An 18,875-nucleotide genomic window follows, 5' to 3' on the forward strand; every position below is an offset into this window, starting at 1 on the left:
ATTTTCCTTTTGCTAATAATGAATATAGGGCTCGTTACTGCCACCATAAATAAAATGCCTAATATTCAACTTCCTATTTGACCTTAAATGAAATCCAACTATATTTTCTATGTATAAGTACTTCTTTTTCTATTTTCCACCTTAATCCAGTGAAATGAATTCCTTTGATTTCATTAAAAAGACGATTGTTACTTAGCTCCTGATTAATTACATCTTTTCCAATTCCGTGTTTTTTTAATTTCGCAGATGTTATAAGCATTTTATGTAAGAACGTACAATTAAGTTCTTCGATATGTCTATGCAAATCATGTCTCTTCAAATATGCAAGCCAAAGATAATAGACCGTAGAATAATTATTCAAGTATTCAATCTTATGTTTTCTTACGGCTCCCGCTTCATTGAAGGAATATGTATATATTGCATCTTCGCAATATCGTACATCTTTGCAATGTTCCAAATATTCCATACAGAAAATCACATCTTCATGAATTTTCAGTTCTCTATGGTAATGCAAATTATTTTCCTGAATAATTTCCAATTTAAACAATTTGCTCCACGGCCCATTATTTCCATCTACATAAAAGTATTCGTAAGCTTCATCCACAGGAACCGTTTTCCCTGTAACGCTATAATTCTGCTTTTGAATAATACCTTTTTTCACTTCTTTTTCAGGAGGAAAAATATAGTAATCGGCTTTATTATTTTTTACTTCTTTCATTATGGACGAGAGCGCATTGGGCGCAAGTGTATCATCTGCATCTACAAACAGAATAAACTGCCCACGTGCAACTGATAATCCAAAATTTCTAGCCGAACTCACGCCACCATTCTCTTTATGAAAGATTCTGATATTCCTATACTTCTGAGTCAAGTCTTCTAATATCTTATATGTATTGTCATTTGAGCCATCATCAACAACAATAATTTCAGCATCTTTTTCATATTTTTTTTCCCGCTCAATAGAGATTATACATTTTTCAATACTGTTTTCTCCATTAAATACTGGTATAACTATCGATAATATCATTTTCTTGTCCTTCGTCTATTATTTTATATGGAATAACAGCTAATCCCATAACTGCATACATACATATTCCCCAAAAACTCGATGTATTATTTGAAACCATTATGCTAGATAAAATAGTAATTAATGTAGAAATCAAAGCCGCTTTGCTATATGTATTGTTTTGTCCCCTGCTCAGCAGCTTGTATATTGCATATATAATTCCTATATAGCAGAAAAATCCAATCCATCCGTATTGTCCAACAATCATACCCAAATAGCAGTCATTTAGCGTTGTTACACCATAATTTGATCCTTCACGATTGGCTTCCGGTGACATGCTCCAAATACGATCAAAACCATATTCGTAATATAATTTGGAATAATATCTTTTTGCCATTTCAGACCCATAGCTTGCAAATCCAGAACCCAGCGGAAAATAATTGATAGCTGTTACGAAACCATATCTCAACAATAAAGCTCTCGGCGCATTACCAGAAAAAATATAATCCTGCAAGTCACTGTATGCAAAGGCAAAACATGCTCCTGCTAATATTATAATTTGCCAAATATGGAGTTTTCTTTCTTTATCTTCTCTATATAAATACAAATACAGTGTCATAGATGCAAACAATGCACTTGCAAATCCACCCACACCGCTTATAAATAAGCCAATATAAAATATAACTATATATTTTTGCGTTATCTTGCGCTCATTAGTTGCAGCAATAATATTGAGACAAACTACCCTCAGCCAAGATACCTGCGCCATATTGCTTAATATCGGAAATACATTCGACATCAAGAAAAAGCCGAATGTTCTATATACTATATAATATATAAAAATAAATACAAATATAACTTTTGCTATTCCATTTAATCCTTGCAATATTTCTTTTTTCACCGTTTCAGGTATACTAAGAAAAATCAAAAATATTACAAACGGTTTTGCCAGGAGAATAAAGTCATATATTGCTGCTATCGGAAGTAGCGCTATTTTATAGACAACTGTTGATAGCACTCCAATGCATATTATTACTATTAACAAGTAAAAGATCTTGCAACCCGGTATATATTTCTTAAGAATATAATTATTACATACGATTCCTATTCCTATTATTGTAATTGCCTCATCAACCGCTGAAAACATCGAAATATATGGCGTTATTAACGGAGCCACCAACAATAATAGAAATAAGTTGTAATAAATTAAAGTCTTTTTCTTTACAACAAACGATCCGTGCATATTTTACCTCAGTACCCTTCCATTTCCTCCATTCTTTATCAGGTTCTCTACATCAGATACCGTCACTCTGTTAAAGTCCCCTTCAATCGAATGTTTCAGGCAGCTCGCGGCAACTGCAAATTCAATGGCATCCTTATCATCTTTACCTGTAATCAAGCTGTAAATCATTGCTCCTGTAAAGCTATCGCCACCACCTACTCGATCTACAATATCAATATCATAATGAGTGGAATAATTTGCCACACCACTTGCATCATATATCATTCCGCTCCATCCATTGCGGCTTGCATTGATGCTCTCTCTTAATGTAATAGCTACCTTCTTGCAACCGAATCGTTCGCAAATTTCCCTTGCTACATACTCATAGCCACTCTTATTCAGCTTTCCAGATTCGACATTGTTATTTGGTGCTTTAATCCCAAGAACCTTGTCCGCATCTTCTTCATTTGCAATACAAACATCAACGTATCGAACAAGATTACTCATCACATACTGAGCCTTTTCAGAACTCCAAAGATTTTTTCTGAAGTTTAGGTCACAGGAAATCGTGATGCCCTTTTCCTTTGCTTTTTTGCAAGCCTGCTCACAGATTTGTACCATATTGTCAGACAGAGCCGGATTGATGCCTGTCCAATGGAACCAGTTCACGCCATCAAACAACGTATCCCAATCAAAATCTGTTGGCTCAGCCAACGCAATCGATGAAAATGCTCGATCATAGATTACCTTAGATGGACGCTGCGAAGCTCCCTTTTCAAGATAATAAAGTCCCATTCTACCATTCTTGAAAAAGGTCTTGCTCGTGTCAACGCCAAAATATCTTAGCGCATTCAATGACGCACGTCCGACATCATTATCAGGAACAACCGTCAAAAACTCCGACGGTACACCAAAGTTCGCCAGCGACACGGCAACATTCGCTTCTCCGCCACAAAAAGTAGCATCCAGACTGTCTTTTTGAAATAATTTTGTATATCCAGGCGAAGCTAATCTTAAAAGAATTTCGCCAAAAGAAAGCACTTTCATCATCCATTGCCTCCTTAAATCTTCACATAATGCGGTTTGGTTAAAAAGTTCAATTCTACAAGTTCGCTATACTTTTTCAGCATCTCTGTCATTCCCTGATTCATTGCATCAAGAACGGCAGTTCTTGTAACAAACGCCATTGTAGATTCTCCATAGTTTTCTTTCTCATCATGAGAATATCCATCGAATCCTGCCAGATAAATCTTCTTTACTCCCATCTGTGTAAAGAATTTAATTGCCATCAGACCCGCATTATCTTTCACTGCCTCAATGTCGCACAGAAGATCTCGATATTTTGTCTGAAGATAAACATTGTCTGCCGGAATGTTTGATGTAACAATGCACTTTTCCCTGTTTGATACATCTAATTCTCTAAAACGTCTCAGATTGCTCAGGAAAATATAATCCGTGTTCACAAGAGGGTAGTTATAATTAACACTTACTGTCACGACATCTTCATTCACGAAAGATGCAATCCTATCCTTTTCCTCTATCGAACTTTTTCCGGGAGCAATTATCAATACTGTTTTCCCACGCAAATTCTCAATTAATTCGGTCTTATGTTCTTCCTGTGACCTTCCAGTTGCCATATATCTCAGATAGAGTTCTTCGATATAGTCCTTATCATAGGATACTTTTTTATCCTCATCCATCATGTCAAAAATTTCGTTCATATTTTCGACAGTCAGAGTCTTTTTATCGTCCAAATATCCTGCATAATTCGGATGGGCGTTATGCGCAGCAGATAAATAATTCGGTAACGAATAGCCCCAGTAATTACGCTGATAGAATTCATTCAGAATTTCATCAATAATAGACAGCAACGGTTTGATATCATAATTGCTATCAGCATTGTCATTTAGGTACTGCACAAACAACTCTGTGTTCAGATTTCCAGCACCACGTCCCATTCCATAGACAGAAGCGTCAATGATCAACTCACGATCAGAATGTAGATCCACCAAGCTCTGAGCATTCGAGTAAGCCAACTGCATATTATTATGCGAATGGAAGCCAATTTTAATTTTCTCATTCAAATTATGCTCAACCAAATAGAAGAGTCTGGTCAAGTCTTTACGTTTCATCATGCCAAAACTGTCCACGATATAAAACGCATAAGGTTCTAATTCATTCACTCGACGAATCAAATCAAGGAACTCTTCATCCGTATAGCTCAGCGAAACCATTGCCTGAACAAAGACCTTGTAGCCTTTGCTTTTGATAGCTTTACATTCTTCTAATGCAGCTACACGATCTTTTTTATGAAAAGCCACACGCAAACCATCTACAGAAGTTCCATCGTACTCTGGCAAATCTTCGGGACGATACTTACCATAGTCAGTAAGCATTACAAAGGTTTTTCCCTCTTTATTTTGTGGAATAATTTTTGCAACCTCATCGAGAGAAGTGAATTTTGTGACATCTTTATCATATTCCACAGTATTCATGAGGAAGCCACATTCAATAATATCGATGTTGGCATCCACAAGTCCGTGAACAATCTTTTTCTCATTATCAAAGCCAAATCTACAATTATTGCAATAGCCACCATCTCTAAGTGTGCAGTCCAGTACCTGTATTTTACTCATCATGCTTTCTCCATAAAATTGATTTTACTTTTGCTGAAGCTGATAGTTATAGATTGCATCAGCAATCATAAAATCCTCTGCCTCATCGATATCAACACTTTCAATTTCGCCCACCTCAACGATAAACGGTTTATCACCAATTCGACGATTAAGATCTGTCATAACATTGCATCTGTAAATATAGAAGCCACTGGTTTCTTCATAAAGTGCCGGCAAGTCCTGTGTACGCGGAATATTATTCAGCTCATAGTTAAACGGCTTTCCATCTTTCCACAGAAAATCCTGCAACCTCTTTGCTGCAAACGAAGAATCATATTCCCCACTCTTAACTGCTTCCAAGCCCTTTTCGATGGACTCTTTCTTAATGAACGGAGCAGTCGTATGTGTCATCACATAAATATCCGCCGGTACTTCATTTGCAAAGCAATGCAGAACTTCATTCATCTTTGTAGTATCCTGATCCAAACTGGTCGAACGCTGAAGATACTTTACTCCTTCCGGGATAAATTCCTGAATATCCGGATTACTGCAGTAAACATAAACCTCGTCTACCCCCTCAACGGTCAAAAGAGTAGACAGGATATAATGGCAAAGCGGCTTGCCGTTGGTAAAGCTCTTGGTATTTTTCTGCGGCAAACGACGATTATTAAGTTTCATAGGAACAATTGCTACTGTTTTCATCTTAATTTTTCTCCTTTAAAACATCTTCCAATTTCATTCTTTTAAATGTTTCTAACATGCCACCCCGGGTACAGTTTACGATTTTGATTCCGTGCGCATCTGCATATTCTTTTGCAGCCTGATATCCAACACGCATTCTGATCGGATTAGATGCGGCGTTTTTATCAACAAATCCGCTCTCTACAAAATGATTTTTCTCTCCCTTTGGATAATTACAGTCTGCACCCAGAAGGTAGATTTCTTTAAATCCCATATAGATAGCAATTTCAATCAACGAATACGTAATAGAATATCCGTCATACACTACTTCGTATGCGTTTGGACTAAAATCAACGGAATAATCTTCATATGCACCTCTATAAATGTGATAGTTTCCGTTGTAAGGGAACTGTATAAAGTTTGCTGGCAAATGAAAATACCTTCCAAGCTGATCCGCAACAAAAACATTGTCGGCAGTCTGATAATAGTCTAAAATTGAATTTTCCATTTTTTCATAGACCTGTCTATCTTGAATGCCGTAATATGTTGGTCTCCAATCTGTTTTATCAAATATCTTGGTAATTGAATTCATACCAAATGTAATTTCATCTTTTATTAGTTCTAGATCTGACATAGTCAAACTTGGACCAGTAGCAACAATAAAGCAACGATCCCCCTTATGAATATTTTCCATTTTTCTTATTGCTGCAAATTTTTTATCGTCGAATCCATTTTTTCTTTTTTTTATCATTTTTTCAACATTATGTTGATCAGGATAATCCTTGCACCGCCAATAATACAATTTTATCTTCTTAAATAGAGGGTTTGTATCTGACAGATAAACAAGTTTTTCTTTAATATTCACTCCAAGTCCACCTCCACAACTAATAAGCATCTACTCTGAAATAATTATAAAAAGTCTTTCAAAATGGTCTTACATTTAGCTTCCCACGTCAAATATTTATTCACATATTGATAACCGTTTAGTCCCATCTGTTTTGCCAGTTCTTTGTCCTGTCCCAGTGTTACAATTGCTTTGCAATAGTCTGCCTTGATGTCGTCAAGTGCCTGTTCCGTATTTACAAATACACCGCAGTCAACTTTCTTTAGCAGTCTACAAAAGCTTGTATCAAACGCGACAATTGGCACGGCATATGCCATTGCCTCAAGCAGCACATTTCCACTTGTTTCTCTAAGACTCGGCAAAACAAAAACATCTGCCTGCTGATATGCTTCAGCAATTTGATCCAATGGGCGATTACCCATTAGTTTTACATTTTTTCCAATACCACTATCTGCTATTTGTTTTTCGATTAATGCGCGATCATCGCCATCACCAAAAATCAAGAGTTCCCACTCCATATCGGTAGGCATCAGCGAAAGAGCGTCAACAAGAAAAGCTATTCCTTTTTTTCCAATCAATCTGCCTACAAAAACAATTTTAAGAATATCGTTGTTTCTTTTCTGAATAGGAAGATTTTTGTATTCATCTCTTAATGCCAATTCCGGCATTAATGGTACATCTTTTCCTACGATGTGAGAGATTTGCTGTTGAGTTTCATTATTTATGCAATATATCTTATAATATGAACGTATTGCTTTTTTATAAAAAGGATTCCATGAACAGCTTTTATTTACAAATTCTCTAAAATTTGCAACCAGTTGATTCTTTTCATAGATCTTCAAGGGCTTAGGCGTTACCTGCGCACCTCCCATTGGTCCCCAAATCACCTTTGCGCCTTTAGCCTTATATAACTCACTTGTGATTCTGTAATCATTCATAGTAACATGATGAATTACATCAAAATGAATTTCTGAATGTTTAACCCAAAGCCATGCCCAATGCTGCCATAAAATATAATACATATGATGAAAAGCGGAATGCTTTTCTCTGAACCAGTTAAGTGCATCAGGGACATCTACAATAACCAATTCGACATGTTGTATATTAAATTCTTCAAGTCCTTTTCTTGTGTCCTTCTCATTGAATTTCTTGGTAAGAAGGATTATTCTATCGCCTTCTTTATAGTTTTTCTCATACTGTAAAACCCAATTCCAGCCAATACTATCCTCTGATCCCTTATAAGGATTCACACTATATGCAGAAATAAGATAATTCATCATTTCACCTCCCAAGAATCAGCGTTGAAAGAATTCGATTATTTCTAACGATGTATTTCGACAGAATTATCGGAGCTATCAATCCAAAAATCAACATTAGCCAAGCATATATTAAATAATCAAGTCCTAAGATCTTGCCACATATAACAAAAATTGCTTGCTGCACATAATACCCAATCATATATATATCCATTCCATAATCGCCTAGCAACATCCATACCTTTTCTCCGCAATGGTAATGTTCAATCTGCACGGCAATAACAAAAAGCAGAAATACACCAATAACGGTTACTGCGGTTGCCAAAATCCAAGACTGAGACTTATAGATTCTAACAAACGCAAGCATCATATATCCTACGGAAACAACCGCTATTATCACTATTCCTTTTACCGACATCAGTAGTTCGGAATTCTTTATTTTTTCATAAAGATGCTTTCTCACAGCACCACCCATAAAGTAAATCCATGCGTAACTAAGGAAAAAACCAACAGCATATCCAGACTGTTTGAAGACAACAGTGTTTAGCATATATAGTATAAACATAGTACCCGTTAAAGCTGTGCGATTTATAGTATCAAATAGGATTCCAAAAATAGAAATAATAAACAGGGCGTACAGAAACCAAAGACCGCCGTTCGGATTATTTCTTCCAATTAGAACATCTACCGCAAGAGTAGAATAATTAAGCGGATTCCTTGCAAATGCACCAAATAATAGCTTAAGAACGGCTGTGACCACTGTTAAAAAGAAATACGGCACCATCAGCCGCTTAGCTTTTTTTACAATCGCTTGTCTCTTTTCACTAAAGCTACGTCTTTTCTCGCCTTCAAGAAATCCACTAATAAAGAAAAAAGCTGGCATATGAAAACAATATACAAAACTTTTTATAAAGCCCAAAATAGTCGGTGTTTCTGTCGGATTAAAAGAATGTCCAATGACGACGCAAAGCACAGCCATTCCACGCATTATATTTATTTCATTAAAATATTGTTTTTTACTTTTTTCCATCGTCAAGCCTTTCTCTTTCTATCTCTATAAATTGTTCTACTCTTTGTTTTGTAGAAAGTTTGTATCTGTATTTCATACAGTTTTCAATATATATGTCACTGTTAGAAACCACATCATTCAAATCTGATTCATCCCACTGTTTCTTCGCAATGCCAAGTTGATATTCTTTGATATAGGTAGAATTTAGCGGAACGTCTGTTGTAACAATAGGCGTTCCAACTGCAATCGCTTCTACAATGGAAATCATATTGTTGTCTTTCACTGTATTAACAAGCAATGCCTTTGACTTAGACAAAATCGGGAGCAGTTCATCGTGTGTCATCTTTCCAGTGAAAATCACATTCGGAGCAATTCCCAAAGTCTGTGCCATCCTCCGAAGTTTTTCTTTCAACTCCCCTTCGCCTATAATGTATAACCGACATGTAGAATTGTACTGATTCAGATACTTGGCAAACTTTTCAAGGATTCCATCGATTTTCTTTCGTTCAATCAGTTGCGAACACACCACGAAACTGTTGTCTTTCTCAGTAGATGCTTTAAACTTATCAAGGTTGACACCATGATCGATTACATTTACATCTGTATTCATGCAGTATTTCTTCACAAAGTTCCTTGCCTCTACTGAGCGTGCAACAACCTTTGCGTTTCGCATAAAGAGCCTTGCTATAACTCCATACCAAATCTTTGAGGGTATTTTCTTCATAATTGCATTATGCTTTGCAAGTTCATGCCAGATAATTGTCTTGTCTGGTGCTGCTCGATATGCCATCAAAGAGTTCAGTGAGAACACTTCACTTGTAATAATAAGATCATATTCTGAACGATGTTGTTTTACATACTGATATGTCTCCGGCATAAACGGTAAACAGTGCGGCATACAAACTTTTTGGCACTTACACTTCCACCACAGTACCTCAAATGGATATGTTTCGCTTTTTGTCGGTTTGAATGGCTCTCCTCCAACTAGCGTTACAGAATGACCCATTTCATGGAACGCCAAGCAAAAATCATACATCATGGTGTCTTTTATTGATGCAGCTCTTTTTATATTTTTTGTTTCCGATGTGTACATAATCGGATTAATAACAAGTACTTTCATTAAATATCTCCCATCATCTACTGACAGAAGACATTTAGGCACTTAATCAATCGAATTACTGTGCTTTACTCCATCGTGAATGCAAGAACAATCCACCCGGTGTGCACACTGTTGCAAGAACTTTATGTTTTGATTTGCGAATCAAATCGACAACCTTGACTCCCGCAAATCTCCCATATACAATATACTGTAGTCCACCCTTGATTCTATATCTTGTCTTTAAGTCGGACTCCATGAATTCCTCGGCTCGATGCATACACCCAATCGGCGATGCAATATTATGCTTACGCCGATTATTAGTTAATCCATCTTCAAGATAATTTCCGACGTAAATGGCTTTATTAATATGTACCATCTCATATTTTCTAGCCATTCTGACCCAAACAAGATCCTCCCCAAGGAATTTCTCATTCGGGTATTCAGGAAACGGGAATTCCTTCAAGCAATGTGTTTTGAACACCTCTGCCTTATCTGCGCCAGTGTCATCACCGTTTACGCGCACATCGATATAAGAACCTATTTTTTCATCTACATCAAACTTCTTGCCATTGACTTTACCATCAGGGAACGCTCTGAGAAACGCATATCCACAGATATTGTTTTGTGACCTGTATTTCTTGTGAATCTTCAGTATCGACTCAATTGCATCATCTGTCACACAGTCATCTGAATCAACTATAAAGGTAAGTTCGCTGCAAATGGTCTGTATTCCTACATTTAAAGCAGTGTGTTTTCCACCATTATTCTTATAGATATATCGTATTGGAAAATCACTTTTTTCTTGTAACTGAGTAATTAAATTTTTCGTACCATCAGTACTTCCGTCATCAACTACAAGCCACTCAAAATCTTTTACAGTTTGCTTTTGCAGCGAATCCCAAAGGCTTCGCAATATCCCCCCCCCGATTAAAAGTAGGGGTTAAGACTGTTACTGTCATTCTATGATCTCACTTTTCTAACTAAAATATCTTGGACAACCTTCAACACACTTGACAAAAGTAGAGTCAAACCAATTGTCCACAATACAATTTCCAAGTTACCTACTCGTTTTCCTTCCGCTGTCTCCTTTTCAAAGAAATAAAGAATAAACGGATGAATAATATAAATTTCATACGATATTGTTCCTAACCAAATCAGGAATCTATTCTGTATCCTCACATTTTTCAACAACCCAACCAAAGGAACAATAAATGCAATCGTGATAATGTTCCGAAGAACTGACTGAAGCAATTGATTATCAAAACCCGCCACACTTAAAACAAGTCTTCCGATAAACAAAATTACAAAAGCTGCAATCGCAACAATTTCTTTCCTCAAAAAATAAATTTCAAAATAAGAATCTATTTTTCTCTCATATACCGCCCACAGAATTCCAAGAGGCATGCCAATAATAGACGCATACATTTCATCACGTGGATTAACAAAGGCACTGATCATAATATAAGCAATTGTTATACTCGTAAACCAATATGCTCCCACATTGATTTCTGTGTGCCGAAACACTGCATAGAACATTATATATGCGGCTATTATCACCCATATAAACCAAAGTGGTTGGATGTATCGAATTGTAAATGCTTCAGCGATTGCTCTTACAGGTGTCTGCCCCCCCCAGATAATTTCTAGCCCTATCCAGGTGATTGCGACTATCACATAGGGAGCAATAATGTTCAAAAGCCTTTTGGACAGAAACCCTTGAAGATAATTCTTCTTTTGCAGTAACCCACAGGTCAAGCCATAGCCTGACATAAAGAAGAAGAACCCCACTATTGGAAATGCAATGTACCAAATCGGTTTCACATACACAGGTAAATTTGATACTCGAAAAGATATGTGGTGCAACATGATAATTATTGCCGCAATTCCTTTACAGCAATTCGTAGTCGTCCTATCCAATCGGCCATCCATTACTTCGTCTCCATCTGCTGTGCGATATCATCATCCACAATTTCCTCGCCGGTCTTGTGCTTCAGCTGTTCCTTGGATGCTTCACTCAGACCGTTGTTGATCACGCAGTTCATGTCGCAGGTGCTGCACTTATCCAGATCCTCTTTGGTAACTTTGCCATCACGATAATCGCGGCAGATTTTCAGCTCGTACATGCTGTACGGATGCTTAGTGAACAGAGCCTTAAACTTGTGAACCAGAACCCAGGTAGCCGGCTTCCAGATGTACTTGTGCATCGCAGGACTTACGCTGCCGATCATCCAGCAGTCACGGTCGCAGCAACGAACCTTTGCACGAACTTTCTCTGCTTCCGGGCTGTTCCACAGCTCGTCCCAAGTCTGGTTGTTCAGGTTGCCCATGACCTCTTTGTCCTTGGTGCCATTGCAAGGCATAACATCGCCATACGGATCGATGAAGAAGGTATCGAAACTCATGTCGCAAGGCAGCAGACGCTTCTGGCCGTAGATGTAGTTGATCAGACCGTGATTAAAGTATGCACGGAACCACTTCTTCGGGCTGTTGCTGCGGAGCAGTTCGTTGACCAGATTTTCAAAGTTCTTTGCGACCATCGGACGGTCGTGAATGATGTTCTTGGCCTCAACGAAATAGAAGCTGTTGTGCAGGGAAGCGGTTGCAAACTCCATGCCCATCTCGTTGGAAATCTTGTACAGCGGAACCAGGTCAGGAGCATTCTTGTCCTGAACGGTCATACCAAAGCCAACGTCCTTCATGCCCATTTCACGCAGCTTCTTCAGCGTGCCGTAACCACGCTGGTAGCCGTTCTGCAGGCCACGGATCTCATTGTTGGTCTGCTCCAGACCCTCGATAGAGATACGGATACCAATCTGCGGGAATTCCTTGCACAGGTCAACGATACGGTCAGTGAAGAAACCGTTCGTGGAAATAACGATACGGTCAGACTTCTTGTACAGTTCACGCACGATATCCTTCAGGTCGGTACGGATGAACGGCTCACCACCGGTGATGTTGGTAAAGTACATCTTCGGTAGCTTCTTGATGGTTTCAATGCTGATTTCTTCTTCCGGCTTGGAAGGTGCCTTATAACGGTTGCACATGGAGCAACGAGCATTGCAGCGGTAAGTGACGATAACCGTACCATTCAGTTTCTTTTCGTTATTGTTAGCCATTTTTCTAATACCTCTATCTCTCTTTTTATCTATAAACTTTCATAATTTTCTCGTAATACTCATCAATGGTATCGAAGCTGATGTCCTTACAGTTCGCACTGTACTCCGCACACAGCTTCTTATCACCCCAGAGCTTCTCGATCTTCTTCTTCAGATCTTCGGCATTACCGCTCTCAAACAACTCGCCGGTCTTACCAACCTGGATCAGTTCCGGGATGCCGCCGATGTTCGCTCCCAGCACCGGCGTGCCGTACATCTGGGATTCCATCACGGAGAATGGACAGTTCTCATACCACTCAGACGGATAGATGGAGATCCGTGCCTCACGGATGAGTTTTTCCAGCGCCTCGCCTTTCTGGAAGCCCACGTTCTTGATGTTCTTAACGCCATTCACCATTTCTTCCAGAGGACCGGTACCGGCGAAAATGAACTGTACATCCGGCAGTTCCTTACAGACCTTGATGAATGTGCCGATGCCCTTCTCCTCGGAGAAGCGGCCAAAGTAGAGGACGTAATCCTTCTTCTCCGTCTCTTTCCACTCCACCTTGTCGATGAAATTGTGCATTGCCACGGTCTTCGTCGCAAACAGCGGATTGCTGTCCATCTTGCTCTTCATGAACTCGGAACAGCAGATCATCGTGTCAATGTACTTGTAGGTACCCTTCCACTTCCAGAACTCTGCCTCCATCATGCCGATGGCACTCTTCGCAGTAGAGCCATGGATGCACTTGCCTTTCATGCAGTTCATGAAGTGGCCGCCGAGGCACTTCTCACAGTTCTGGTGAGTATTCGGATTGTTCAGCATGTGGTTCGGGCAGACCAGCTGGTAGTCATGTGCCGTGAAGATGATTTTACAATCTCTTCCGGTCTCCTTACGCCACTTCACGATTTCCAGAATGATGGAAGGTGTCAGCTGGTAGTTAAAATTGTTCAGGTGACAGACATCCGGCTTGAAGTCGTCCAGAACTTTTCTCAGCTGTACTCTTGCTTCCTTGCTGTAGATAGTTTTGATGGGGTAGGTCAGCTTGCTCAGTTTGCTGCCGCCGTGGAAGTCCATATCAGATGTATAAGCATTGACACGGTTTCCCACGCAGCGGCCTTCATGCTCCATACCGAAGTACTGAACCTCGTGTCCATGCTGCTCCAGCGCCTCACCCAATTTGAATATATACGTCTCACTTCCGCCGTTTCGGTGCAGAAATTTATTCAAAATCAGCGTCCTCACGTTAAATTTCTCCTTGTTCTATGTTCTATTTCACTACCTCTGTTCAGATGAAGCACTTCCAATGTGTTATTCATAAACCAGAGTGCTCCATACAAACGCAGGTAGTGATATTGAAAGTCCTTATGATAATTTCATCTGCTGTTACTGAACCTAGGTAGCGAGATAAAAACTGCTCTTGCAGCTTCACCCATCTCTCGAAAAATGCCGTAAATGCGCTATTTTTCAAGCGTTTTCACTATGTACATCTCACCACCTGCGTTCGGTTAGAGGAGATTATTGATCATCAATACCTTCATCTACGCTCTGTCACTCCTATATAACGCTTCCGTCTGTTTCACTGCATCTTCCCAGCTATATTTGTTACAGATATAATCAGCCGCCTGCTCTTTCATCCGTTTCACAAGAGAGGCGTTATCACACGCTTCCTGTAACTGATTTCTCAGATCCGTTACATCTGATTTTTTAAAAAGCAGTGCTTTATCCTCTACTACTTCCGCACATTCCGGAATGTCCGATACCAGACAACAGTTTCCATAGCTCATGGCCTCCAGAAGGCTTAACGGCATACCCTCCAGATCCGAGGGCAGTGTATAAAGATAAGCATTGCTGTACAGCTCCTCCAGCAGCTGTCCCTGCACAAATCCGGTAAACAGGATCCGTTCATCCTCCTTTGCCAGTTCCTTCAGCTCCTGTGCGAATGAATCCGTGTCGCTTGCTCCGCCTGCGATCACCAGTTTTTTATCCGTCTTGACCTGCTTAAATGCACTGATCAGATAACGCAGCCCCTTTTCCGGGACAAGGCGTCCTAAAAACAGCACATAAGAATCCTTATGCAGTCCGAATTTCCCGGTGATGGTATCGGCAGGCTGATATTCTGGCCGGCTCACGCCATTGGGGATGAACCGCGTATCTCTTCCATAGGTTTTTTTGAAATATTCCTGCACGCCCCGGCTTAAAACAATAATCTCATCCGCATATTTCACTGCATATTTTTCGCCTTTGTGAATAAACTTTGATCCGAAGCCATGCTTCCATTTTTCACGGTTCCAGTCCAGTCCATGGACCGTTACGATTACCCGTTTACGGAACAGTTTCGGAATCCAGGAAAAGAATGCAGGTCCCTCTGCATGGATATGGATCACATCATAAGGGCCAAATGCACTGCATAACGCTGCAAAAAAGGAAGCACTTACGGCTGCCATTCCTTTTTTCTCAATGGTGGGGACCGTTTTCAGACGGACACCCCTGTACTCCTTCTTTTTTCCGGCATCATACTGGGCGCCGCTCACATGATGCCCGGCACGGTTATAGCAGACGACACGGCTTCCGGCCGCCGCCATCCTTGTGCAAAGCTCTTCTACAACAATCTCGATTCCACCCTCACGGCTGGGAATCCGTTTGTGTCCGAACATGGCAATACGCATCGGTTTTGCTTTTTCTCTCATACTCTGTATAGTTCCTTTACCTACACCGATCCTTCTTTCCGAAACACCACAAGTATGGTTTTCAGAAGGATCTTGATATCCAGTCCGATATTCCAGTTGCTGATATATTCCTTATCCAGATCGACAACTTCCTCAAAGTCCGTTATGTCGCTCCGGCCGCTTACCTGCCACATACCGGTAATTCCCGGCTTGATGGCCAGTCTGGCATGATGGTGCGGCTCATAAAGGTTCGTTTCGGAGATCAGCGGCGGTCTGGTTCCCACTAAGGACATATCGCCCTTCAGGACATTGAAAAACTGGGGGAATTCATCCAGGCTTGTGCGGCGGATGAAATCGCCGATGCCGGTTTTCTTCCTGCCATTCGGAAGAATCCTGTTTCCGATGACACGTGGATCGAAGTCCAGCTTGAACATCTTTCCGTCACCCAGCTTGTTGTCTTTCATTAACTCTGCCTTCCGCTCCTCCGCATCGAGATACATGCTGCGAAATTTATACATCTTGAACCGCTTTCCGTTTTTCCCCACACGCTCCTGAGCGAAAAAGACCGGGCCGGGAGAACTGATACAGATAGCCGGTGCCACGAAAACAAAAATGACCGCCGTGGCAATGCATCCAATCGCTCCCGCCAGAATATCCATGAGACGTTTTATGAGCAGTTCCCCTGCGGAAGCATAATTCATGCTTGTCGTTAAAACGGTATAGCCGCCGATCTTCTCCACAAACTGTTTCTTTCCGGGAAGCTCCACGGTCTTTGCCAGACTCAGATGGATCGTCACACCGGTTTCTGTCAGCTGACTGATCAGAGACTGCAGGTAAGGTAGCTCGTCTGATACAACGATCAGGATTTCATCGACCCACGCCTGGCAGACATAGTCTGAAAGAGTTTCCGCATTGGCTACGACATCAATTCCACGAATGGAGCGTCCGGTCCATGCTGCATCGATCACTGCCGCTCCGATGATCGTATATGTTGCAATATTATGCTCCTGTACCTGTTTAATGGCCTGTTCCACGGAATCTTTTGTTGCCACGATCAAAAGCGATTTCCTTCCGTTGTCCTTCCTTCTCCGGTGAAGGCTGAGCTTCCACAGCTCCCGGACAATATAGTTGATCCCCAGATACAGGCACACAAACCAGAGCAGCGCTTTTCTGGAATACAGATGACCTTCCTGCAATAAGAACAGATATACAAGTGTCGCAACACCTAAAATAACCGTCTGCTGGAGCACCACCAGAAACTCCCGGTAATGTCCGCGCCACACAACCCCCTTTAAGGTTCCCCAGGCAAAGATCACGATCAGATCCGCCAGTCCCAGATAAATCGCCATGCTGCGGTATAAAATGCTCTCATAGGGATTCCAGCCGTATCCGCTGAACAGATAAGCCAGTATAAATGCTGCCTGCAGGCAAAGCATGTCCCATAGAATAAAATCAATATGCTTTAACCATTCTCCTGAATCTTTCCTGTACATGATATTCCTCGTTTCTTCTGCTGTTTTTCCAGATGCTTTCTGTCTGTCCGGCCATCATTTCTGTCCGATCCGCAGTTTTTTCTTTATACAAAGATACCCGCGTGGCAATTTCCCCGCGGATAACTGGATGTCGTATGCTTGATATGTACAGGAAATCAGAGACAGCCTGTTTACTGCTGTCTTGCAGGATAACTTCTTCTGAATTTCATAAATCCATAAATTCTTTCCATCTGATTTGTTCCTCATACGTTTACCCCCCCCTAAATTTTTTTAGAGGTTTGTTGTTTTTATTCCGGTTCTTCTAGTCCCCGTAGTAGCTGCCATAATATTTCCCATAGTAGCCTCCGTAATAATTACCGTAATACTTGGACTCTTTTACATTTACCTGGTTCAGTACCGCTCCCAGGATCCTGCAGCCGGTCTTTTCCAGCTGCTCCTTTGCACCCTGGGCCAGACGGTAGCTTACCGTATTGGCTGCGATAACCATGACCGTACCGTCTGCCTCTTTCGCAATGATCGCTGCATCGATCACGCTTCCGATGGGCGGTGCGTCGATAATGATATAATCATACTTGTTACGAAGCTTCTGAAGCCCTAAGCGGAACATATCTCCTGCCAGAAGCTCCGACGGGTTCGGCGGATACGGGCCGGCAAAGATAATATCCAGGTTTTCGACCCGGTCGCTGGGGACAATAACCTCCGAAAGAGAGGCCTGCCCGGAAAGGAAATGGCTGAGGCCCTTGGATTTCCGGTTGTTCATACGCATCCGTTTTTTCAGCACGGATTTTCGGAGATCTGCATCGATCAGAAGGACTTTTTTATTGTCCAGCTCCGCAAAGGCTTCCGCACACATCATGGATACATACGTTTTCCCCTCATTAGGGATACAGCTCGTAAGGACGATGGTTTTAAACTCACTGCCGCAGAACTGGATATTGCTGCGCAGGGCACGGAACGCCTCCCGTACCTTAAAATCACCGTTCTGTCTCCGGGGCATGTTCAGGTTCGTCTGTGTACTCCGGTTTGCAGTCTTCGTAACGATTCTCTGTGTATTGTCTGATACGCTTCCGGTTCCGGTGTTCCCGGCTGAATTAAGACTCTTCACTGCCATAACCCCTATTTACTCCTTTTTTTCTTTTTTCCCTTTTCCTGCATGTCCGGATCGATGGGAATCATGCCCAGACAGCTCATTCCGAGATAACGTTCAATATCCTCTGCCGTTTTGATCTTATCGTTCAGGAAATAGAACAGCAGAACAAGCGCACAGGACAGGACAAAGCCGATGGCTCCTGCCAGCATCATATTTTTCTTTTTACTGGGACTGGAGGGGGCTGTCGGAAGACTCGCACTGTCCACGATATTCATGCTCTCCACGCCCATCTTATCTTCTACTTCTTTACAGCTTACCTTTACCAGCTCATCGGTAATGGCCTGTGCCTGTGATGCACTGGGACTGCTGACCGAAATCGTCAGAATTCTGGTATCGCTGCTCGTTCCGACACTGATCATGGAATCCAGCCCGGAAGCACTCATATTCAGATTTAAATTTTTCTGAACCTGCTCCAGAACTGAGCGGCTTGTCACAACTACCTTCGCATCGTTTACCAGCTGGGTCGCCGCATACAGATCCGAATTTGTCGCCACACTGTCCTGATTCTGACGGTTCAGCACATAGATCTTTGCACTGGATACATAAATGGGCGTAATCAGATACTCGGTGATTCCCCATGCCGCTGCCATAAAGGCGACAGTAACCAGAATAATCCTCCACTTTCTTCTCCAGAGGGCGAAAAACACTTCCCGCAGATCGATCTCCCGTTCCTCTTCCCCTTTTGTTTTCTCTCTCTGTTCCATTTTTCCAAATCCTTTTCTTTATTTCTGTTTC

At 41.1% G+C, this 18,875-nt stretch carries 17 protein-coding genes; all 17 read right to left on the bottom strand.

Translation table 11 applies throughout. The features are described from left to right. Positions 1–73: 73 nt before the first annotated feature. Positions 74–1,027, bottom strand: coding sequence for a glycosyltransferase (locus ACTQ3K_RS08060; RefSeq protein ID WP_441567090.1), 954 nt, complete (start codon positions 1,025–1,027; stop codon positions 74–76). Then, positions 996–2,249: a hypothetical protein gene (locus ACTQ3K_RS08065; protein WP_441567092.1), complete on the bottom strand. Its 1,254-nt coding sequence runs from the start codon at positions 2,247–2,249 to the stop codon at positions 996–998. The genes ACTQ3K_RS08060 and ACTQ3K_RS08065 overlap by 32 nt, the downstream gene beginning before the upstream one ends. A 3-nt stretch (positions 2,250–2,252) precedes the next feature. After that, on the bottom strand, positions 2,253–3,275 hold the full coding sequence (locus tag ACTQ3K_RS08070) for a PfkB family carbohydrate kinase (RefSeq protein WP_441567179.1): 1,023 nt from the start codon (positions 3,273–3,275) through the stop codon (positions 2,253–2,255). Positions 3,276–3,289: 14 nt separating this feature from the next. Then, complete coding sequence (locus ACTQ3K_RS08075) at positions 3,290–4,867, bottom strand: aldolase catalytic domain-containing protein (RefSeq protein WP_441567094.1); 1,578 nt, start codon at positions 4,865–4,867, stop codon at positions 3,290–3,292. 21 nt (positions 4,868–4,888) lie between these two features. Further along, complete coding sequence (locus ACTQ3K_RS08080) at positions 4,889–5,545, bottom strand: acylneuraminate cytidylyltransferase family protein (protein ID WP_441567096.1); 657 nt, start codon at positions 5,543–5,545, stop codon at positions 4,889–4,891. Position 5,546: 1 nt separating this feature from the next. Then, entirely contained in the window at positions 5,547–6,389 is an 843-nt protein-coding gene (locus tag ACTQ3K_RS08085; protein WP_441567098.1) for a 6-hydroxymethylpterin diphosphokinase MptE-like protein, read from the bottom strand. 44 nt (positions 6,390–6,433) lie between these two features. After that, positions 6,434–7,648, bottom strand: a complete 1,215-nt coding sequence (locus ACTQ3K_RS08090; protein WP_441567100.1) for a glycosyltransferase family 4 protein — start codon at positions 7,646–7,648, stop codon at positions 6,434–6,436. 1 nt (position 7,649) lies between these two features. Continuing rightward, positions 7,650–8,654, bottom strand: a complete 1,005-nt coding sequence (locus ACTQ3K_RS08095; RefSeq protein ID WP_441567102.1) for an acyltransferase family protein — start codon at positions 8,652–8,654, stop codon at positions 7,650–7,652. Beyond that, positions 8,641–9,753, bottom strand: coding sequence for a glycosyltransferase (locus tag ACTQ3K_RS08100; RefSeq protein ID WP_441567104.1), 1,113 nt, complete (start codon positions 9,751–9,753; stop codon positions 8,641–8,643). The genes ACTQ3K_RS08095 and ACTQ3K_RS08100 overlap by 14 nt, the downstream gene beginning before the upstream one ends. Before the next feature lie 55 nt (positions 9,754–9,808). Further along, positions 9,809–10,645, bottom strand: coding sequence for a glycosyltransferase family 2 protein (locus ACTQ3K_RS08105; RefSeq protein WP_441567106.1), 837 nt, complete (start codon positions 10,643–10,645; stop codon positions 9,809–9,811). 47 nt (positions 10,646–10,692) lie between these two features. Beyond that, a complete protein-coding gene (locus ACTQ3K_RS08110) occupies positions 10,693–11,661 on the bottom strand; it encodes an acyltransferase family protein (RefSeq protein ID WP_441567108.1) in 969 nt (322 codons plus the stop codon). Then, on the bottom strand, positions 11,661–12,848 hold the full coding sequence (locus ACTQ3K_RS08115; protein ID WP_441567110.1) for a radical SAM/SPASM domain-containing protein: 1,188 nt from the start codon (positions 12,846–12,848) through the stop codon (positions 11,661–11,663). Before ACTQ3K_RS08115 ends, ACTQ3K_RS08110 begins: the two co-directional genes overlap by 1 nt. Before the next feature lie 25 nt (positions 12,849–12,873). Continuing rightward, entirely contained in the window at positions 12,874–14,073 is a 1,200-nt protein-coding gene (locus ACTQ3K_RS08120) for a glycosyltransferase family 4 protein (RefSeq protein WP_441567112.1), read from the bottom strand. A 296-nt stretch (positions 14,074–14,369) separates the two neighbouring features. Further along, positions 14,370–15,518, bottom strand: coding sequence for a glycosyltransferase family 4 protein (locus ACTQ3K_RS08125; protein WP_441567114.1), 1,149 nt, complete (start codon positions 15,516–15,518; stop codon positions 14,370–14,372). A gap of 20 nt (positions 15,519–15,538) precedes the next feature. Then, on the bottom strand, positions 15,539–16,990 hold the full coding sequence (locus tag ACTQ3K_RS08130) for a sugar transferase (RefSeq protein ID WP_441567116.1): 1,452 nt from the start codon (positions 16,988–16,990) through the stop codon (positions 15,539–15,541). A gap of 301 nt (positions 16,991–17,291) precedes the next feature. Continuing rightward, positions 17,292–18,101: a CpsD/CapB family tyrosine-protein kinase gene (locus tag ACTQ3K_RS08135; protein WP_441567118.1), complete on the bottom strand. Its 810-nt coding sequence runs from the start codon at positions 18,099–18,101 to the stop codon at positions 17,292–17,294. Between the two features lie 5 nt (positions 18,102–18,106). Further along, a complete protein-coding gene (locus ACTQ3K_RS08140) occupies positions 18,107–18,844 on the bottom strand; it encodes a YveK family protein (protein ID WP_441567120.1) in 738 nt (245 codons plus the stop codon). Between the last annotated feature and the right edge of the window lie 31 nt (positions 18,845–18,875).

Source organism: Candidatus Paralachnospira sp. LCP21S3_A2 (assembly GCF_052118925.1).
GTDB lineage: Bacteria > Bacillota > Clostridia > Lachnospirales > Lachnospiraceae > Lientehia.